The sequence below is a fragment of the Sphingopyxis sp. EU05-FHT14B03 genome (genome assembly GCF_058790875.1).
Map to the genome: position 1 here is coordinate 1,077,943 of NZ_JBYTDC010000001.1, position 20,023 is coordinate 1,097,965.

The 20,023-nt window shown below is 66.0% G+C and carries 19 protein-coding genes; 14 read left to right on the plus strand and 5 right to left on the minus strand.

Annotated elements, in window-relative coordinates; translation table 11 throughout:
* The first annotated feature begins 94 nt into the window (after positions 1-94).
* Positions 95-1,210, plus strand: coding sequence for a GntR family transcriptional regulator (locus tag AC3WS4_RS05285; RefSeq protein ID WP_492735967.1), 1,116 nt, complete (start codon positions 95-97; stop codon positions 1,208-1,210).
* Here AC3WS4_RS05285 and AC3WS4_RS05290 read toward each other — a convergent pair.
* On the minus strand, positions 1,202-1,894 hold the full coding sequence (locus AC3WS4_RS05290) for a hypothetical protein (protein WP_492735966.1): 693 nt from the start codon (positions 1,892-1,894) through the stop codon (positions 1,202-1,204). The two genes, AC3WS4_RS05285 and AC3WS4_RS05290, sit on opposite strands and share 9 nt — an antisense overlap.
* A 94-nt stretch (positions 1,895-1,988) precedes the next feature.
* Between AC3WS4_RS05290 and AC3WS4_RS05295 the strand changes: the two genes are divergently transcribed.
* The 7 genes from AC3WS4_RS05295 to AC3WS4_RS05325 are packed head-to-tail and all read left to right on the plus strand — an operon-like array spanning position 1,989 to position 9,321.
* A complete protein-coding gene (locus tag AC3WS4_RS05295; RefSeq protein ID WP_492735964.1) occupies positions 1,989-2,789 on the plus strand; it encodes an enoyl-CoA hydratase/isomerase family protein in 801 nt (266 codons plus the stop codon).
* 18 nt (positions 2,790-2,807) lie between these two features.
* Positions 2,808-3,881 (plus strand): acyl-CoA dehydrogenase family protein, encoded by a 1,074-nt coding sequence (locus AC3WS4_RS05300; protein ID WP_492735962.1) that lies wholly within the window; start codon positions 2,808-2,810, stop codon positions 3,879-3,881.
* The gene (locus AC3WS4_RS05305; protein ID WP_492735960.1) at positions 3,881-5,083 is read left to right on the plus strand and encodes an acyl-CoA dehydrogenase family protein; all 1,203 of its coding nucleotides are present in this window, start codon (positions 3,881-3,883) and stop codon (positions 5,081-5,083) included. The genes AC3WS4_RS05300 and AC3WS4_RS05305 overlap by 1 nt, the downstream gene beginning before the upstream one ends.
* Positions 5,084-5,120: 37 nt before the next feature.
* Complete coding sequence (locus AC3WS4_RS05310) at positions 5,121-6,545, plus strand: MFS transporter (protein WP_492735958.1); 1,425 nt, start codon at positions 5,121-5,123, stop codon at positions 6,543-6,545.
* 20 nt (positions 6,546-6,565) lie between these two features.
* Positions 6,566-7,723 carry an NADH:flavin oxidoreductase gene (locus AC3WS4_RS05315; RefSeq protein ID WP_492735956.1) on the plus strand — a complete coding sequence of 386 codons (1,158 nt, stop codon included), beginning with the start codon at positions 6,566-6,568 and terminating at the stop codon, positions 7,721-7,723.
* A 23-nt stretch (positions 7,724-7,746) separates the two neighbouring features.
* Positions 7,747-8,538, plus strand: coding sequence for an SDR family NAD(P)-dependent oxidoreductase (locus AC3WS4_RS05320; protein WP_492735954.1), 792 nt, complete (start codon positions 7,747-7,749; stop codon positions 8,536-8,538).
* An 18-nt stretch (positions 8,539-8,556) separates the two neighbouring features.
* A complete protein-coding gene (locus AC3WS4_RS05325) occupies positions 8,557-9,321 on the plus strand; it encodes an SDR family NAD(P)-dependent oxidoreductase (protein WP_492735952.1) in 765 nt (254 codons plus the stop codon).
* A 6-nt stretch (positions 9,322-9,327) separates the two neighbouring features.
* On the opposite strand, the gene AC3WS4_RS05330 is transcribed toward AC3WS4_RS05325, so the two are convergent.
* Positions 9,328-9,897: a nuclear transport factor 2 family protein gene (locus AC3WS4_RS05330; RefSeq protein WP_492735950.1), complete on the minus strand. Its 570-nt coding sequence runs from the start codon at positions 9,895-9,897 to the stop codon at positions 9,328-9,330.
* Positions 9,898-9,972: 75 nt separating this feature from the next.
* Between AC3WS4_RS05330 and AC3WS4_RS05335 the strand changes: the two genes are divergently transcribed.
* Complete coding sequence (locus tag AC3WS4_RS05335) at positions 9,973-11,283, plus strand: oxidoreductase (protein WP_492735948.1); 1,311 nt, start codon at positions 9,973-9,975, stop codon at positions 11,281-11,283.
* Between the two features lies 1 nt (position 11,284).
* Here the strand turns inward: AC3WS4_RS05335 and AC3WS4_RS05340 are convergent, their stop codons facing one another.
* The 3 genes from AC3WS4_RS05340 to AC3WS4_RS05350 are packed head-to-tail and all read right to left on the minus strand — an operon-like array spanning position 11,285 to position 14,346.
* The gene (locus AC3WS4_RS05340) at positions 11,285-12,103 is read right to left on the minus strand and encodes an enoyl-CoA hydratase-related protein (RefSeq protein ID WP_492735946.1); all 819 of its coding nucleotides are present in this window, start codon (positions 12,101-12,103) and stop codon (positions 11,285-11,287) included.
* The gene (locus AC3WS4_RS05345) at positions 12,104-13,180 is read right to left on the minus strand and encodes an acyl-CoA dehydrogenase family protein (RefSeq protein ID WP_492735944.1); all 1,077 of its coding nucleotides are present in this window, start codon (positions 13,178-13,180) and stop codon (positions 12,104-12,106) included.
* Entirely contained in the window at positions 13,177-14,346 is a 1,170-nt protein-coding gene (locus tag AC3WS4_RS05350; protein ID WP_492735942.1) for an acyl-CoA dehydrogenase family protein, read from the minus strand. Before AC3WS4_RS05350 ends, AC3WS4_RS05345 begins: the two co-directional genes overlap by 4 nt.
* A gap of 324 nt (positions 14,347-14,670) precedes the next feature.
* Between AC3WS4_RS05350 and AC3WS4_RS05355 the strand changes: the two genes are divergently transcribed.
* Genes AC3WS4_RS05355 through AC3WS4_RS05375 form a run of 5 tightly spaced genes read left to right on the plus strand, consistent with a single transcriptional unit; the run spans position 14,671 to position 20,018 of the window.
* Positions 14,671-15,873 carry a cytochrome P450 gene (locus tag AC3WS4_RS05355; RefSeq protein WP_492735940.1) on the plus strand — a complete coding sequence of 401 codons (1,203 nt, stop codon included), beginning with the start codon at positions 14,671-14,673 and terminating at the stop codon, positions 15,871-15,873.
* Entirely contained in the window at positions 15,873-17,012 is a 1,140-nt protein-coding gene (locus AC3WS4_RS05360) for a serine hydrolase domain-containing protein (RefSeq protein WP_492735938.1), read from the plus strand. Before AC3WS4_RS05355 ends, AC3WS4_RS05360 begins: the two co-directional genes overlap by 1 nt.
* On the plus strand, positions 17,009-18,259 hold the full coding sequence (locus AC3WS4_RS05365; RefSeq protein WP_492735937.1) for a cytochrome P450: 1,251 nt from the start codon (positions 17,009-17,011) through the stop codon (positions 18,257-18,259). The genes AC3WS4_RS05360 and AC3WS4_RS05365 overlap by 4 nt, the downstream gene beginning before the upstream one ends.
* 12 nt (positions 18,260-18,271) lie before the next feature.
* Complete coding sequence (locus AC3WS4_RS05370; protein ID WP_492735936.1) at positions 18,272-18,436, plus strand: rubredoxin; 165 nt, start codon at positions 18,272-18,274, stop codon at positions 18,434-18,436.
* A gap of 1 nt (position 18,437) precedes the next feature.
* A complete protein-coding gene (locus AC3WS4_RS05375) occupies positions 18,438-20,018 on the plus strand; it encodes a GMC family oxidoreductase (RefSeq protein WP_492735934.1) in 1,581 nt (526 codons plus the stop codon).
* Positions 20,019-20,023: the final 5 nt, after the last annotated feature.

Consider the following 20,023-nt stretch of genomic DNA (forward strand, 5'->3'; position numbering starts at 1 on the left):
AGAGGAAAATCACGAAGTGTCGGAAGGCGAGAGGGGACGTACCGTCCCGGGGGGCAGATCGAAGATGGTGGGCGCGGGCAAGCGCAGACGAAAATTGGGGGAGATTGTCGCCGAACGCATCATCGGCGAGATCATCCGGCGCGGCTGGAAAGAGGGTGAGGTGCTGGGCACCGAAGCCGATTTCATGGAGATGTTCCGCGTCTCACGCGCGACCTTCCGCGAAGCGGTGCGCCAACTCGAATGGCATGGCGCGGCGGGGATGCGGCGCGGCGTCTATGGCGGCCTCGTCGTCAAGGCGCCGCCGCGCCACGCGATCGTCTTTGCCGCCAAAACCTATTTCGAACTGACGAAGGTCGAACGCCCGCTGCTCGACGATACCGCCGCGATCCTGCGCGCCGCGCCGCGGCTGCACGCCGACGCGGACAACCTGGCGATCGAACTGTTCCTCGAGGCGGTCGACCGGCGGACGATCACCGATCTCGCCAACGAGCGCATGGTCGCCGGCTCGGTGCCCAAGCTGAGCGAGACGATTGCGCTGCGGCTGGTCCAGGATATCGAAAATGCCGGGGCGAAGCGCGGCACCAACCTGGGCAACGAAGGCGAACTCCAACGGCGCTATGGCACGAGCCGCGCGGTGATGCGCGAGGCGCTCCGGCCGCTCGAACTGCACGATATCGTGCGGGTCAAGACCGGCGCGCAAGGCGGCGTCATCATCCGCGAATGCGACCCGGCCTATACGATCGAACTGACCGCGATCTTCCTCACCTACTCGCGCATCCCGCTGTCGCATCTGTGGGAGGCGCAAAGCTGTCTCGAGATCGCGGCGGTCGAGAAATTCGTCCGCCGCGCCGACGCCGAATCGCTTGGCGCGCTGCGCAAGGCGCTGGTGCGGCTCGACCAGGCGTCGGCGGGTCATTATCTCGCCTCGGCGTGCGAGTTTCACCAGATCATCGCCGATCACAGCGGCAACCGCGCGCTCGCGCTGTTTGTCGGGGTCGCGCTCCGATACGGCCTGACGGTGATGCCGATGCCCGACGAGAATTTCCTACCCGAACTCAAGATGCAACACGGCCACATGGTCGATGCCATCGCGGCCGGCGACCGCGATGGCGCGATGGCGTCGATGCGGGCGATGTTCGATCATGCCCGCCGCTGGATCGCGCGAATCGAACGCAAGCAGGAACGCCGGGCCGCCGAATTGTCAGACTGAGCCAAGGCAAATGCCGTCGACCGCGAAGGGCGCGGCGGCGGCGGCGGACCGGTCGAGCGTCGGCGACAAGACCATGCGTTCGGTCCCGGCCCGCGCCGCGAGTTCGGCGAGCGCGGCATCGGCCTCGCCCGCCGCGACTTCACAGATCGCCAGATAACGATAGGGATAGGGACGCAATGCCGGATGGTCGATCAACCGGAAGCGCTGGGCTGCAACGAAACCGGGCACCGCGAGGACGTCGGGCAGATGGGTGTGATTGTACCAGTGGTTGAAGACGTCGTCGTCGCCGGGCGTGGCGTTGGTGAGGACGATATAGAGCAATCGGTCCTTGCCCCCGGCGTCGGGCGTGACGGTCGACCGCCGGCGTTCCGTCAGCGCCTCGGCGATCGCCATCATCATCGATTCGCCGTCGAGCGTGTCACTCATCGTCCAGTCGCCGCTGCCGGCGCGGGTGAATATTTCCGTCAGGATCGCCGCCGGGTCGCCGTCCAGCCAATAGGTCGCGGCGTTCGACCATCGCGGGCTTTCCTTACCCTCGGCAACGCGGGAAAATTCGCCGCGCAGCACCCCGGGGACGCCGCAGACATCGGGAAGATGATGCGCCAGATACCAGTCGCGGTGCGCCGTTTCCCGGCCTGATTTCGGGTTCTGCAGCACGAGCAGCATCGCCTTGGCTTCGGTCATATTCGCTCTCCGTCACGCGCCATGTCGAAATGGGGCTTGCCGCGAACCGCCGTTCGATGCAAGGAATATGGTATACCAGTTAGGAGGATTGAGGGTGTCAGCGCGATACGCGAATTATTCGGCCATCAAGGTCGGGCAGGACGGCCATGTCCTGACGATCACACTCGACAACCCGCCGCTCAACGGCATGACGCCCGAGGCGCATGAGGAACTGACGCGCATCTGGGCCGACGCCGGAGTCGACCCCGGCGTGCGCGTCATCATCTTCACCGGTGCGGGCGAACGCGGCTTTTGCGCCGGCGGCGATCCCAAAAGGATGATCGACAATTGGGGCAATCGCGAACGCTGGCATGTCGGAATTTTCGAAGCGCGCGCGATCATCATCGGCATGCTCGAATGCCCGAAGCCGGTCATCGCCCGGATCAACGGTCATGCGATGGGCATGGGTGCCAGCCTCGCGCTCGCGGCCGACATCACCATCGCGGTCGAAGACGCGCTGATCGGCGACCCGCACGTCAGCGTCGGTCTCGCGGCGGGCGACGGCGGTTCGCTGCTGTGGCCCAATCTGGTCGGACTGGTCGAGGCGCGCCGCCATTTGCTGAGCGGTGATCCGCTGCGCGGCAAGGACGCCGCCGCCAAGGGGCTGATCACCGAATCGGTCTCTCGCGACGATCTCGATGCCGCGGTCGCCAAATGGGTCGCCACCTTCCTCTCCAAATCGCCGAGCGCGCTGCAGACGACCAAGCAGGCTCTGAACCTCGACATCCTCGACAAGGCGCGGCGCTACATGGGGGAGATGCTGCGGCTCGAAACCCGGTCGTGGGAATCGCCCAATCACCGCGAGGCGGTGCAGGCGATGATCGACAAACGCCCGCCCGATTTCATCGACGAGTGAACAGAAAGCCCCCGCACCATGTCCGATGACATCGACCTCGGCGTACTCGCCGAAAGCTTTGCCGAGATGCTCGGCGCCGAATGGCCGCGCGAGCGCGCCGTCGCCTGGTCGCGGGCGCCCGCGCTGATGGCCGATACCTTATGGGAACAAATGGCGGCGCTCGGCTGGACTGCACTGACCGTGTCCGAAGCGCATGGCGGACTGGGGCTCGGCACCGAGGCCGCCGCAGCGCTGCATTCGGCGCTCGGCGCCGCGGCGGCCCCCGTCCCCATGCTCGGGACGACGCTCGCCGCGGCGCTGGTCGCGGCGGCGGGTAGCGACGCGCAGCAGGCCGCGCTGTTGCCGCGGCTCGCCGACGGATCGCTGCGCGCCGCCGTGGCACAGCCTGGCGATGCGATCGTGGCGATCGACGGAAAGATGGCGAGCGGCACCGTGACGGACATGGTCGACGCGCCGTCGGCGACCATCCTTTTCCTTCGTGGCGAAAGGGCGGGCCGCGCCTGCTGGCTCGCGATCCCAGGCGACGCGGCGGGGGTGACGATCGCCCGCGACGCGCTGACCGACGCGACCCGCACGCTGGGCACCGTCACGCTCGATGGCGTGGCGCTTGGCGATGATGCCGTCATCCTGGCCGGCGATCCCGGCGCGCTCGACGATCTTTTGCTGCGCACGGCGGCGGTGGCGATCGCCGCCGACGCGATCGGTGGCGGCGAAGTCGCGCTGGCCGGCACGATCGACTATATGAAGATCCGCGAGCAATTCGGCGTCGTCATCGGGTCGTTCCAGGCGCTCAAGCACCGCGTTGCCGATCATCAGGCGGCGCTGGTCGCGGCGCGCGGATTGGTCGAGCATGCGGCGGGACTGGCGGCGGACGACCCCAACGCGCTGCTCGACGCGCTGTCGGCGAAACAGCATGTGACGCGGATCGTCGCGGAGATCTCGCGCGATTGCATTCAGCTTCACGGCGGGGTCGGCTTCACCGCCGAATATTTCCCGCATATCTATCTGAAGCGCGCCAAGCTCAACGAGGCGCTGTTCGGCACCCGGGTGGTCCTGCTCGACCGCATTGCCGACATGCTGGAGGCCGCGTGATGGGCCGGACATTCGACATCGTTTCCAAGGTCGGCGACGAGGCGGCTTTCCGACAGGAAATCCGCGACTGGCTGGCCGCCACCGTGCCCGCCGACTGGCGCCGGCAATGGCAGGCGGTACGCGAATCCGAACTCAAGGCGATCGTCGTCGAATGGCTCGATGAACGCCGCAAGGTCGGGCTGGCGACGCCGCATTGGCCGCGCGAGTGGGGCGGCCCCGGTATTCCCTTCGCGTATCAGATCATCGTCTATGAAGAATTCGCGCGGGCCGACGCGCCCGAACTCGACATGTTCACCATCTCGCTGTTCCACACCCCGGCTACGCTGTTCGAACATGGCACGCAGGAACAGAAGGACCGCTATATCGGCGGGGTCGCGCAGGGCGCCGACATCTGGTGCCAGGGCTTTTCGGAGCCCGGCGCGGGGTCCGACCTTGCTTCGCTACGCACTGCTGCGCGGCGCGAGGGCGATCATTATGTCGTGAACGGGCAGAAGATCTGGTCGTCGGCGGCGATGCACGCAGACTATTGCCTGCTGCTCGCGCGCACCGACCCGCACGGCAAGCGCAAGCATGACGGCATCTCCTATTTCATCATGGACATGACATCGCCGGGGGTCGAGGTCCGCCCGATCCTGCAGATCACCGGCGAGTCCGAGTTCGCCGAAATCTTCCTCGACGATGTGAAAATCCCGGCCGAAAATCTGATCGGCGCCGAGGGCAATGGCTGGAACATCGCCCAATCCACCCTGTCGACCGAACGCGGCCTGCTGATCTTCGGCGCGGTCGAGCGGCTCGCGCGGTCGTTCGAGCTCGACGCCGAGGAGGCCAAGGACAGCTGGATGAAGGACGTCCAGCTGCGCCGAGAATATGCCGCCTTCCATGCCGAGCTTCAGTCGTTGCGGTTAATGATCCGCAAGCTGTTGATCGAACTCGAGGCGAATCCCGACAAGGCGTCGCCGACGCTGCCGACCTATATCAAGCTGATCTGGGGTCCGTTCCTGCAACGCTACACCGAATTCCTGCTGCGCGCCGAGGGCATCGCGGCGCTGAAGTGGCAGCCGTCGATCCCGGGCACCGGGCACAGCAGCCGGCTGCGCATGAACGATTTCCTGAAAAGCTATGGCTGGACGATCGCGGGCGGATCGAACGAGGTCATGCGCAACATCGTATCGGAGCGCATCCTCGGTATGCCGCGCGGCTGATCCGAAGGCAGAATGATCGTGCGGGAGAGAGAATAGAGTGACCGAAGCATCGCCCGCCCGATCGGAGGCTTCGGCCTTTTACCGGCTCATCATTCCGCTGATGATCGCCGAGGTCGTCGCCGCGCTCGAACTGACGATGATCTATGCCGCGATGCGCAGCCTCGTCGCCGACTTCGGCGGCACGTCGTCGGCGGGCTGGCTGGTTACATCCTTCATGCTGTCGTCGGCGGCGGGCGCGGCGCTGTTCGGTCGGCTCGGCGATCTTTTGGGGCGGCGGCGCATCCTGCTCTGGGTCGTCGCGCTGTCGACGGTCGGATCGCTGATCAGCAGCGTCACCAGCGACCTCGGCTGGCTGATCACCGGGCGCGCGATGCAGGGCCTGGCCGGCGCGATCATCCCGCTGTGTTTCGGCCTGATCCGCGAACGGGTCGCGGCGGACCGCGTGCCGCTCGGCATCAGCCTCATCGCGTCGTCGGCCAGCATCGCGGCGGCATCGGGGCTCGTGATCGGCGGCCTGATCGTCGATTATGCCGACTGGTCGATGATCTTCAAGGTTTCGGCGGCGATGGGCGCCATCGCCTTCGTCGCGGTGCTGATCCATGTCGCCCCCGACAAGCGGTCCAACCTCGGCGGCGTGCGCGACGATCTGGTCGGCGGCCTGCTGTTTATCCCGGCGGCGGTGGGCCTGTTGCTAGCCATCGACAACGGGGGCCACGCCGGTTTCACCGATCCGATGACCATGGTCTATGCGGCGGTCGCCATATTGTCGCTGATCGCCTGGATCTGGCGCGAACTCACCGTCGAAAATCCGCTGATCGACGTCCGGCTGCTGGCGAAGCCGCAGATAGCATGGGCCAATATATTGTTCGTGACGATCGCGCTCGGCGTGTTCCAGGGCGGGCAGATCATGGCGCTGTTCGGCCAGCAGTCGCCCGCGACGGGGGCCGGGCTGGGACTCAGCGCGACGCTCGCCGGCTTTCTGTTGCTGCCTGCGAACATCCTCACCGGGCTGATCTATCCGCTGGTGGCGCGCGCGAACCAGAAATTCGGTCCGCGCCGCGTCGCGACGACGGGGTGCCTGATGGTAGTAGCATCCTTTCTCGCGCTGGTCGCCTGGCACGAGGATATCATGACCGTGATGCTGCTGCTCGTCGTCCAGGCGGTTGGTCTCGGCATCGTGTACGTCACCATCCCGATCGTCATCGTCGGCGCGGCGCCGATGGACCGGGTCAGCGAAGCCACCGGGATGATGGCGGTGATCCGGTCGACCGCGATGGCGATCGGCGCCCAGACCGTCGCGACGATGCTGTCGACGGGGGCCGGTCATCACGGGGCGGCCACCGGCGTCTTCCCGACCGAGGCGGCCTATGAGAATGTCTTTCTGTTCGTCGCCGCCACCGCGCTGATCGGTGCCCTTGTGGCACAGAGACTCCCGCGCAGCCTTGCGGCCCCGTCGCAATGACCCAGGCGAAAGGACACCCCATGGACGAGCGGATCGCTCCCCTCTTCTCTCCCTTCGCACTGCGCTCGCTGCGCCTCGCGAACCGTATCGTCATGGCGCCGATGACGCGGGGCTTTTCGCCGCAGGGCGTCCCCGGCGCCGATGTCGCCGACTATTATAGCCGCCGCGCCGACACCGGGCTGATCATCACCGAAGGCGTCGGCGTCGATCATCCCGCCGCGCTGGGCGGCAGCGGCGTCGATGGCGACAACGCCCCGCACATGTATGGCCAGGCGGCGCTGGACGGCTGGCGCGCGGTAATCGATGCCGTCCACGCCGCCGGCGGCGTGATCATGCCGCAATTATGGCATCAGGGGGTGATGCGCGAAATGGGAACGGGGCCCTTTCCCAGCGTCGAAACGGTGCGGCCGTCGGGCGTCTGGGGACCACTCGACCGAACCGCGATGGTCTCGCCCGACTATATCGAACGGGTCGCAGCCAAACCCGGTCGGGCGATGACCGACAGCGAGGTCGGCGACGTGATCGAGGGCTTTGCCCGCAGCGCGCGCTGGGCCATGGAAGCGGGCTTCGACGGGATCGCGATCCACGGCGCGCATGGCTATATGGTCGATAATTTCCTGTGGGAGGGCACCAACGGCCGCACCGACCGCTGGGGCGGCGACCATAAGGGCCGCACCGCCTTCGCCGCCGCGCTGGTCGAGGCCGTGCGCCGCGAGATCGGCCCCGATCCGGTGATCAACTTCCGCTTCTCGCAATGGAAACAACAGGACGTCCGCGCCCGCCTCGCCGATACGCCGCGGCAGTTGGAAGAGGTGCTTGGTCCGATCGCCGATGCCGGGGTCGATATCTTCGACGGCAGCCAGCGCTATTTCGACAAGCCCGAATTCGAAGGCTCGCCGCTCAACCTGGCCGGCTGGGCCAAAAAGCTGACCGGCAAGGCGGCGCAGACCGTCGGCGGCGTCGGCCTGTCGTCGGGGGTCTATGATTCGAAAAAGACCGGCGGGTCCGACGCGGCGCGCGACAATGTCCACAGAGTGGCCGAACGCCTCGCGCGCGGCGAGTTCGACCTGGTCGGGGTCGGCCGCGCGATCATGCACGATCCGCACTGGACGCGCCGCATTCGCGAGGGCGAGGACCTGTTGCCGTTCGACGAAAATTCGCGGCTGGTCCTGACCTGACGCGACGAACGAGGAGAGCAAGCATGGCGGGATTATTGGACGGCCGCGCCGCGATCGTCACCGGCGCCGGGCGCGGGATCGGGCGCGGCATCGCGGTCGAACTGGCGCGTGAGAGCGCGAATGTCGTCGTCGCCTCGCGTTCGCAGGGCAGCATCGACGAAACCCTCGCCGAAATCACAGCAGCAGGCGGCACGGGCGTCGGGATGGTCTGCGATGTCGGCAATCAAGGCCACATCGTCGCGACCGTGGCCGACGCGGTCGAGCGCTTTGGCGCGCTCCATATCCTCGTCAACAACGCGCAAAGTTTCGGCACCGCCGACCAGCCCGCACCGACACCGGTGATCACTCCGCTGGAGGATTTCAACGATGGTGAGTGGGACCGCACCTTTGCGACGGGTCCGACCGCGACCTATTATTTCATGAAGGCGGCCTTTCCCCATCTGAAGGCGTCGGGCGCCGGACGCATCATCAACTTCGGCTCCTATTGGGGGCAGATCGGCTATGAAGGATCGGCGGCCTACAACGCGGCGAAAGAGGCGATCCGCGGGCTGACGCGGACCGCCGCGCGCGAGTGGGGCAAATATGGCATCACCGCCAATGTGATCAATCCGGCGATCGCCTCGGACGCGTTGCAGAGCTTCGTCCGCAACCAGCCCGAGCATGCCCGAAAGGCGGTCGAGACGATTCCGCTGCGCCGCTATGGCGACATCTATGCCGACGGCGGCCGCCTCGCGGTGTTCCTCGCGGGCGACGACGCCTCCTTCCTGACCGGCATGACCTTCCAGGCCGATGGCGGCCTTTTCATGTCGCCTTAGGCGAGCGAGGAGGATGTCATGACCCAGGGGTTCGCAGGCCATGTCGCGCTCGTCACCGGCGGCGCGTCGGGGATCGGCGAAGCGATCGTGCGGCGCCTGATCGCCGGCGGCGCGCAGGTCCTGTTCACCGATATCGACGAAGCCGCCGGTGAGCGGATGGCGGGCGAAATGTCGGGCGCTGCTACCTTCCTCCGCGCCGATGCGACCGTCGAGGCGGATGCCGAACAGAGCGTCGCGGCGGCGCTCACCGCCTTTGGCCGCCTCGATATCGCGATCAACAATGTCGGCAATTTCGGCGCCGGCGATGCCGCGGGAATCGGGCTGGAAGACGTCGCGCTGGATGCTTGGGACAACACGCTGCGCCAATGCCTGACGAGTTGCATGCTGGGCATGAAATATGCGCTGCCGCCGATGCTCGCCGCCGGGTCGGGCAGCATCGTCAACGTCGCATCGCTCGCGGGCATCCGGGTGACGCGCTTCGCCTCCTATGCCTATCATGCCGCGAAGGCCGGGGTCGTGCACCTCAGCGAAGCGGCGGCGGTGCTCTATGCCGATCGGGGCATCCGCGTGAATGTCGTGGCGCCGGGGTTGACGCTGACCCCCAATATCGCGCGAGCGATGACCGAAGAGGCGCGCACCGCGCTCGTCGGCGAATTTCACCCGTCGCGGCAGATGATGTCGCCCGAACAGATCGCCGATGCGGTCGCATGGGCCGCCGCGCCCGCTGGCGCGCATGCGACGGGGCTGACGATCCCGATCGATGGCGGCTGGTCGGCGCGCTGAGGCCGTTCAGGGCAAGCTGGTCACCTCCGCCCGCTCATCGGGATGCCCGTTCCAATACTGACCCCAGCTCTCGTCCGATTGCGGCAATTCGCAGCGGAAGCGATCCTCGCGCCCCGGCCATTGGTTGAAATCGATCGTGCGCGGCGCGGTGCGCGGGTCGCCGACGAACAGGAAACGCGGCCGCCGTCCGAGAAAATACCAGCGCCCGTCGACGCGGCAATAGCGGTCGAAATAGACCATCAGGTTGACGATCCAATGGTCGCCGTCCTCATGCTCGGCGCGGCAATAGACGGTGCCGCGCGCGCTGTCGGTGGCGATATCGGTGATGACATGGCCGGCGACCTGGTGAAAGCTGCGGTAAAAGCCGGCGAGCACGCGGCCGTAAAAGGCGCGCGCGCCGGTCGCCCCCAGCCCGTCGTCGCCGAAGCGCGTCTGCGGCGCGAACAACGCGCCGAGATCGTCCAGGTTTCGGCTGTCGACCGCGCGCGCATAGCGCGCGGCAAGTTGCTGGATCGCAAGCTGCGCCTCGATCTTCTCCAACCGCTGCGCCCAGTCCTCCGTCGCGCCGTCCGCCATCGACTCCCCCCTTGTCACCTGATTATATCAGTATACTATTTAAAAGACGTCAGACGAACAAGGGGAGAGTGAGCTATGCTGCAAACCGCGACGATCGCTATGACCGACGAGGCCGGCCCGGCGGAGCCCGAGCGTATGAAAACCACCGGCGCGACCGCCGGAAACGGCGCGCAGCCGCTGGACGTCTCGCCGCTTTTCACGCCGCTGACGATCGGCCGGCTGACGCTGCAAAACCGCTTCGTCATGGCGCCGATGGGGCGCGGTTCGGCAAGCGACGGGGTGTTGTCGCCGGGCTATGCGCCCTATTATGCCCGCCGCGCCGAAGGCGGAGCGGGACTGGTCATCGGCGAAGCGACCGCGATCGACCATCCGACCGCGATGCACATGCGGACCAGCTCGACGATATATGGTGCGGGCGCCGAGGCCTGGGCGAAGGTCGCGGATGCCGTGCATGCCAAGGGCGGCGCGTTCATGCCGCAGATCTGGCACGCCGCGCTGATGCGTTCGCCGTATCCGGCCGACGACCCGAAGCTGGAAATGGCCAACCGCGATATGAAGTCGATGGGGCCGTCGGGGCTCTATATGCCGGGGCTGATCGATCCGTCGCTGACCCCGCCCGAGCCGGTGCAGGTCGAAGAGCCGATGACGGTCGCCGAGATCGACGAGTGCATCGCATCCTATGCCCGCGCCGCGGCGACCGCGATGGCGATCGGGTGTGACGGGATCAACATCCACGGCGCGCACGGCTATCTGATCGACGAATTCCTGTGGTCGCGCTTCAACCGCCGCACCGACGCCTATGGCGGTAGCCTGGTCAATCGCGTTCGTTTCGCGGCCGAAGTGGTCGCCGCCTGCCGCGCCGCGACCGCGCCCGACTTTCCGATCATGCTGCGCCTGTCGCAGTGGAAGCAGCAGGACTATCGCGCACGGATCGCCGAGTCCGCCGACGAGCTCGCCGAAATCGTCGAGCCGCTGGCAGCTGCCGGCGCCGACCTGTTCGACTGTTCGACGCGGCGGTTCTGGGAAGCCGAATTCGCGGGATCGGACCTCAGCCTGTCGGGCTGGATCAAAAGGCTGACGCGAAAGCCGACGATGATGGTCGGCTCGCTGGGGATCGCCAAGGAGGTGCTGGAAAAGGACGCGATGGCCGCGCTGCGCGCCGTCGCGGCCGGCGGCAAGGCAGCGGCGCCGACCGATGTCGCGACGATCGACGGCCCGCCGCATATGCTCGAAGAGGCGCTGCGGCGCTTTGCACGGGGCGATTTCGATCTGCTGGGGGTCGGACGGATGATGATCGCCAATCCCGATTTCGCGAACCGCGTCCGCGACGGCGATTACGCCGCGCTGCAGGTTTACCGGACCGAACATCTGATGAAGCTCGAATGATCTAGCTCTCGCTTATGGACGGCGCGAAGACGGCGGTAACGGGCGTGAAGCGCGCCGGCCGCCCTTCGCGTTTCGCTGCCAGCGCCTCGCCGAAATCACTGCCATGAAGGGTTTCGCGCGCCAGCTCTGCCGCATTCGCTCGCGCCGTTTCGAAAGTCTCGCCGCTAGCATCGCCAAGCTGGCGCTTGATCAGCGCGAAACTCGACGGCGCGCCCTGCGCCAGTTCGACCGCATAGGCCAGGGCCGCATGGTGAAACCCCGCGAGCGGCAACAGGCGCGAGACAAGCCCCTTGGCATAGGCTTCGTCGGCGGCGATCCGCCGCGCGGAGAGCAGCATTTCGGCGGCATTGCCCGGACCCACGAGTCGCGACAGCAGCCACGCCAGCCCTCCCTCGGCACACAGTCCAAGCTTGGCGAACGGGGCGACGAAGATCGCATCGTCGGCGGCGACGCGAATGTCGGCCGAACAGGCGAGCGCGAGGCCAATCCCCGCGCACGGACCAAGGATGGCGGCGATGACCGGCTTTGGCATCGACATCAGTCCGTCATAGCGCAGGCCGCCCGAACCCGAATTCTGCGCCGCCGGATCATCGGAAAGTTCGTCGAGGACCTGCAGGTCGGCGCCGGCGCAAAACGCCCGCCCCGCCCCCGTCAGCAGCACGACCCGCACCGCGGGATCGGCGGCAGCGCGGGTGAAAGCGGCGGTCAGGCCGCGCGACAATAAGCCGTTGGACGCGTTCAGCCGGTCGGGACGATTGAGCGTGATCCGCGCGACGCCCCGTTCAACCGCATAGAGAACGACATCCTGTACTTGGTCCATCTACCAGCCCGCCAGATCCGCCGCGCGAAGCCGGTGGCGGCTGGGCGATCCCAGCCAGGCCCAGTCGAGCATGGCGCGCTTCATATAGATGTGCGTGTCATGCTCCCAAGTAAAGCCGATGCCGCCATGCGCCTCGACCGTGTCGCGCGTAACCTGAAGATAGGTGTCGGTCAGATGCGCCTTTGCCTGCGCCGCCGCATGCGCGGCCTTTTCGGGCAGCGCATCCCACGCATGCGCCGCATACCAGTACAACCCTCGCGCCGGTTCGGTCGCCAGCGCCATTTCGACCAGTTGATAGCGCAGGCCCTGAAAGCCCGCGACGGGCTGGCCATATTGTTCGCGCACCCGGGCATAGTCGACCGACATCGTCACGCACCGCTCGGCGCCGCCAAAGGCATCGGCGGCGATCAGGACCGCGGCGGCGTCGATCAGACGGTCGCGCACCGCCAGCCCGTCCGTGAGCAGCTCGATCTCGGCGCCGTCGAAAACCACCGTGTCGACCGGACGCGTGCGATCGCCGCTGTCGATCCGCTGCGTGCTATAGGCCGCGCCCTTCTCGACCAGCGCCAGCCCTTCGGCGACGCCGACGACGATGAGATCGGCTTCCGCGGCGTTGGGCACCAGCACCTTGGTGCCGGTCAGTCCCCCAGCCGCCGACAATTGCCATTCCCCCGGGAGCCAGGCGCCCTTGCCTTCGCCGAAAGCGACGGTGGCCAAAATCTCGCCCGCCGCGAGCCGTGGCAGCCACCTGGCCTTTTGCGCATCGCTGCCGCCCAAAGCGATCGCGACAATCGCCAGCGCATGGCCGAGCCAGGGCACCGGCGCGGCATAGGCGCCGAGCAGTTCGGCGACGACCGCGAGATCGACCATGCCCAGCCCGAGTCCGCCCTGCTCCTCGGGTACGAAGATCGCGGGCAGGCCCATATCGACAAGCGCGGCCCAGAGCTCGGCGTCATATTGCGCCTCGCCCTCGAGGTCGAAAATCTTGTGGACCCGGAGTGAATCGCAGCGGTCCCGCAGCAGATCCTCGATCGAGGCGAGCAGCGCGAGTTGATCGTCGGAGAGAAGGAAGTTCATGCGCCCGCCCCCTGCGACCGGTCGCGCGGTAGGCCGAGACCCCGTTCGGCGATGATGTTGCGCTGGATGTTCGATGTGCCGCCGGCGATCGACATCGACAGCGAGATCATGAAGCGCTCGATCCATTTCAGCCGCGCACCGCCCATGTCGGTGAAATCATCCTCGATGATATCGCGCGCGAGCCTGGAAATCCGCCCGGCAAGCTCGGTCATATAGAGCTTCGGCATCGTCTGGAACGATCCGATGTCGCGGTCGTGCATGTCGTGCGATGTCGCGCGATAGGTCGAATAAGTGAGCGACATCAACTGGCCCTCGATCGCGGCGAGTTCCTCGCGAATGCGGGGATCCTTGATCGCGGGCGCCCCGTCGCGCTCGACCTCCTTCGCCATTTTCACCAGGTCGCGGAACATCGACAGGCTCCACGTCATCGACGAAATGCCCGACCGTTCGTGTTTCAGCGTCGAGCGGGTCACGTTCCAGCCGCGACCGCGCTCGCCGACCAGCATGTCGGCGGGGGTCTCGGCATTGTCGAAGAACACTTCGTTGAATTCCTTCTGGCGTGTCATCTGGACCAGTGGCCGCACGGTCACCCCGGGCTGCCGGATGTCGATGAGCAGATAGGAAATACCGGCATGTTTCGGCGCATCGGGTTCGGTGCGCACGAGGCAGAACATGTGCGTCGCCTTGTGCGCGTGGGTGGTCCAGATTTTCTGTCCGTTGATGATCCATTTGTCGCCGACAAGCTCGGCCTTGGTGCGCAGCGATGCGAGGTCCGACCCGGCATTGGGTTCGGAAAAACCCTGCGCCCAGACGATGTCGCCGCGCAGCGTCGGCGCGATGAAGCGGTCCTTCTGGTCCTCGGTGCCCCATTCGAGCAGCGTCGGGACGACCAGCCCATTGCCCGGAATGCGACCCGCCGGCGCGCGCGCCTTGGTCAGCTCCTCGCGAATGATCTCCGCCTTGCCGATATCGGCTGCCTGTTCGCTGCCGCCGAAGCGCCTGGGGATCGCACGGTGCAGATAACCGCGCTCGGTCGCCGCGATCACGAACGCCCGCTCGTTCTCGCGCGATTTCAGATTGCCGTCGGCGGGCGGCCAATGCTGGCCGATGAAGTCCCGCACCTCCTGACGAAAGGCGTCATACTCCGCCCCGAAGCCCAGTTCCATCCTCAATCCTCTATATGATTAGCGCTTACCCTCCTTCAAATGCTGCGGCCGCCAAGAGTCAATCGAAAACGTGATAATCAGATAACTAAGTCACTTGATTATGCAGCAGCCTAGGCGCAGGTTTGTCGGCGCCGGATTCGGGGAAAGCCAGACAGGCCGCCCTTGACCCTTCGGCAACCGATGGCCACCCGGAAGCGGCCAGAAACGAATTGACAAATTTTGTCCAAACGTCAGAACTGTGGGTGACCCGCCTCTTTGGGCGCATGAAAACTTCAAGAAACGACGGTCTTCAGGACCGTGTTGATGGGATGAGGAGAGCGAGCGATGCCGCAGACAGTCGCGGTCCCCGACAATGTGCCGCCCGAACTGGTGGTCGATTTCGACTTCTACACGCTCGCCGGCAAGGCCGAGGATATCCAGCTCGCCTGGGCCGAGCTTCACAAGGGCCCCGACATCGTCTGGACGCCGCATTATGGCGGCTATTGGATCGCGACGCGGGCCGCCGACATCCAGGTGATGCAGGTCGATCACGAACATTTCAGCCACAATGAATTCGACATCCCGCTCAACCCCGGCCGGATGAAATCGATCCCGCTTTCGCTCGATCCGCCCGACCACACCCCCTATCGCAAGCTGTTGATGACCGGCTTCACCCCGCAGAAGGTCCGCCAATATTCCGAAGTCGCGCGCGAGACCGCACAGGAACTCGTGGCGACACTCAAGCCGCGCGGCGAGTGCGAATTCATCGACGATTTTGCCAAGGTGCTGCCGATCAACGTGTTCCTGACGATGATGGGCCTGCCGCTGAGCGATCGCGACTTCCTGTTACCGCGCGCCGAAATCGCGGTCCGCAGCAACGACATCGAGCTAAAGGCCCGGACCCAGGGCGAACTCGCCGGCTATCTGATGGGGCATATCGAGGACCGCAAGGCGAACCCGCGCGAAGACCTGCTCGGCATGATCGTCAACGGCGAGGTCAGCGAACGGGCGCTGACCCCACACGAGATCATGGCGATGTCGCTGCTGGTGCTCGTCGGCGGACTCGATACGGTCGCGTCGCAGATCGGTTTCGTCGCGCATTTCCTCGCAAAGAACCCCGGGCATCGCCGTGAACTGGTCGAAAATCCGAAGCTTGCGCAGGTCGCCTGCGAGGAATTCCTGCGCCGCTACGGCCTGCCGAACACCGCGCGGCAGCTGACCGAAGATTATGACTATAAGGGCCTGAAGTTCAAAAAGGGCGACATGATCCAGATGCCCAAATGCCTCTATGGCCTGGACGACCGGATCAATGACCGACCGGAGGTCGTCGATTTCCACCGCAAGCCGTCGGAGATCAAGCATGCCGCGTTCGGTGCGGGGCCGCATGTCTGCCCCGGCAATGTGCTGGCGCGGCGCGAGCTGATCATCTTCCTTGAGGAATGGCTGCCCGCGATCCCCGATTTCGAGATCGACCCCGACCGTCCCCCCGTCTTTGCCGCCGGCAGCGTCAACGGCGTCGACAAACTCTATCTGAAATGGGCGGTGTGATGGACATCGACGACAGCGGCGTCCGCGCCGCGATCCGATCTGCGATCGATGCGGGGCATGAAGAGGCGGTGCATGTCGTCGCCTATCACAAGGGCGCCAAGGTGCTCGACCTGTGGGACGGCCTCGCCGACCCCGCGTCGGGGCGCAAGGCCGACGCCGACACGCTGTACAACGTCTATTCGGTGACCAAGGCGGTCGCCGCGACCGCGCTGCATATCCAGGCCGAGCGCGGCCATGTCGATTATGACGCGCCGATCGCCGATTACTGGCCCGAATTCGCCCAGAACGGCAAGAGCGCGGCGACGGTGCGCCATGCGCTGACCCATCGCGCCGGCGTCCCGCTGATGCCCGAGGGCGTGACCCCCGCAGCGATGTGCGACTGGGACTATATGACCGGCGCGATTGCCGCGATGGAGCCGCTCGCCCCGCCGGGCGAGAAGACGCTCTATCAATCGATGACCTTCGGCTGGATCATCGGCGAGATCGTCCGACGCAGCGACCCCCAAGGCCGCGACTTCCGCCAGTTCGTGCTTGACGAGATCAACGCGCCGCTCGGCCTGAAGGACCTGTGGATCGGCATCCCCGACACGGTCGCCGATCGCGTAGCCGTCATGTCGAACCGCAACGAGAATGATCCCCCGCCCCCCGCCGCGACGCTTTATGCCCGCTCGATGCCCGCCTCGGTCGACCTAGTGCCGCCGGTGTTCGCGCGGCCCGAGGTGCAGCGAGCGTGCATCGCCGGGGTCGGCGGCATCTTCAACGCCCGCGACGAAGCGCGCTTCTGGGCGATGCTGGCGGGCGGCGGCGAGTTGGACGGCACACGTCTGCTGTCCGCCGACCGCGTCGCGGGCTTTTCCCATATCCGCGACAATGGCGACGAACCCGACCCGGTGATGTTCGGCATCCCGATCCCGATCAGCATCGGCGGATACTGGCTCGGCGGCCACCGCGTCAGCGGCCCGCGCGCGATCTGGCATCCCGGCGCCGGCGGCTCGATCGGCTGGGCCGACCCCGACCAGCACCTCGCCGTGGCGATCTGCCACAACCGCATGTTCAACGCGCGCGACCCGCAGGATGACCCGATCCTGCCGATTTCCAAGGCCGTGGTCGCGGCGCTCGGCCTGGAGTGGAAATCATGACCGCGATGCCCCGCCTCGAAGATCTCGAGGACAAGAGTTTCGACCCGTTCCTGGTCGAGAAATTGTCGACAGGCAACTGCCCCGACCCCTACCCGCGCATCCACGAGCTGATGCAGCAGGGCGCGGTCGTCGAGGGCAGCTATCGCATGCAGTTCACCGACGTGCCCGACGCGCAGATGGGCCATCTGCCGCAGGTGATGGTGCTGGGGTACGACGCGGTGATGAAGGTGCTGACCCAGCCCGAAATCTTCACCAACAAGGAAGCGTTCCGGCGCAACCTCGGCCGCTCGTTCGGCAACACAGTGACGGTGATGGATGCCCCCGAACACACCCATTACCGCAAGATATTCCAGAAGGCGTTCCTGCCGCAGATCGTCACCCAATGGGGCGAGACGGTGGTCGATCCGGTGGTCAACCGGCTGATGGGCGAGTTCGTCGGGCGCGGCGAAGCCGATTTGATCGAGGAATTCACCCACCATTATCCGTTCCAGGTCATCTATGCGCAGGTCGAGCTGGAACCCGATCAGGCGCCGGTGTTCCACAAGCTGGCGATCGCGCAGATCCTGTCGTCGATCGGCCTGCCGCAAGGTCCCGAGGCGAGCACGAAACTCGGCACCTTCTTTGGCGCCCTGCTGGCGCGCAAGCGCGAGAATCCCGGCACCGACCTGATCAGCCACCTCGCCACGGTCGAGGTCGGCGGCGAGCGGCTGCCCGACGACGTGCTGATCTCCTTCCTTCGCCAGCTGATGAACGCCGGCGGCGACACCACCTATCGCGGCACCAGCGTGTTGTTGACCGGCCTGCTGACCCATCCCGAGCAGCTGGCGGCGGTCGCCGCCGACCGCAGCCTGATCCCGCAGGCAATCGACGAAGCGCTGCGCTGGGAAGGGCCGGTCACCTCGACCTTTCGTTATGCGGCGCAAGATACCGAGATCGACGGCATACCGATCAAGGCGGGAACCTTCATCAATCTGGTGCTCGCCTCGGCCAACCGCGATCCGCGCAAGTTCGAAAATCCCGACAGTTTCGACATCTTCCGCAACCGCAGCACCCGCCACATCGCCTTTGCGAGCGGCCCGCATCTGTGCATCGGGCAGCATCTCGCACGGGTCGAAATGACGCGCGCGCTCAATGCGATCTTCGACAGGCTGCCGGGCCTCCGGCTCGATCCCGACAAGCCCGGCCCCGATATCCGGGGGCATCTGCTGCGCGTGCCCGAGCATCTGTGGGTCAGGTTCGACAGCTGACGGAGGCGGCCCATGAAGAAGTGGATGTGCATGAATTGCGGCTGGATTTACGAGCAGGAGCTGGGCGACCCGGCGGGGGACATCGAACCCGGCACGGCGTGGGAGGATGTTCCGGGCGACTGGAAATGCCCCGACTGCGGCACGATGAAGGCCGAATTCGACATGGTCGAGATCTGAGATGGGACCGTTCGACTATATCATCGTCGGCGCCGGATCGTCGGGCTGCGTGCTCGCCGAACGCCTCAGTCGCAGCGGCCGCCACAAGATTTTGGTGATCGAAAGCGGCCCGGTCGATTCCAGCCCGCTGATCGACATGCCGCGCGGCTTCGGTAAAACGCTGATGGATCCGAAGCTGACCCATGCCTATGTCGCGAAGAAGACCGGCGGCCATAACGAGCCCGAATATTGGGTGCGCGGCAAGGCGCTCGGCGGGTCGAGCTCGCTGAACGGCATGGTCTATGTCCGCGGCCAGCCGAGCGACTATGACGAGTGGGATTGCGAAGGCTGGCGCTGGGCCGACCTCAAGCCGCATTTCAAGGCGCTCGAAAATCATGAACTCGGCGCATCCGATATGCGCGGGACCGGCGGTCCGCTGAACATCACCGTCCACCCGACAAAATTGCCGGTGCTCGAGGCGATGATCGCGGCCGCCGCCGAAATGGGGGTGCCGACCGTCGACGACCTCAATTCGCTCGACAGCGCAGGCTTCGGCTATCAGCCGCGCAACATCTGGAAGGGCAAGCGCCAGAGCGCGGCCAAGGTCTTTCTGCGCCCCGCGATGCAGCGGCCCAATGTCACGGTCGTGACCGACACCGATGTGCTGCGGCTGACGCGTGAGGGCAGCCGGATCACCGGCGTGCGCATCCGCAGCGCTTCGGGCGAACAAGAGATTGCCGCGCGCGAAGTGATATTGAGCGCCGGCGCGCTCAACTCGCCGACGCTGCTCCAGCGATCGGGCATCGGCCCCGCCGCCCATCTGAAGAGCGTCGGCATGGAGGTGCTCCACAACGCGCCGGGGGTCGGCCACAATATGCGCGAGCACCGCCTGCTCCGCGCGCAATACCGGCTGCGCGGCGGCAGCGAGAATTTCTCCTTTCAAGGCCTCGGCCTCTATCTCAGCGCGCTGCGCTATTTCCTGTTCAAATCGGGACCGTTGACGTCGGCGGCGTTCGAGGTCGGCGGCTTCATTCGCACCGAGCCCGGCAGCGGGCGACCCGACGCCCAGCTCGGCATGGGGCCGATGTCGATCGACAGCCGCACCCCGGGCTTGTCGCTCCACGATTTCCATGGCGCGATGTGCGGCGGTTATGTGATGCGCCCCGAAAGCCAGGGAAGCATTTTGATCGCCGGGCCGGACATTGCGACGCCGGCGATCATCGATCCCAATTATCTGGCGACCGAATACGACCGGCGCGTGTCGGTCGCGCTGTTCCGCGCGATCCGCAACCTCTTCGCCCAGCCGGCGCTCGCGCCGTTCGTCGTAGCCGAGGTCGATCCGAGCGCCGGCATCGAGACCGACGAGGAGATCGTCGACGCCTATCACCGGATCGGCGGCAGCGGTTATCATGCGGCGGGCACCTGCCGGATGGGCACCGACGCCGCATCGGTCGTCGACACCAGCCTGCGCGTTCGCGGTGTGTCGGGGCTGCGCGTCGTCGACATCTCGGTGATGCCGTCGCTGGTGTCGGGCAACACCAATGCGCCCGCGATGGCGATGGCGTCGCGCGCCGGTGAGCTTATCCTCGCCGATGCCGGCTAGGCCTC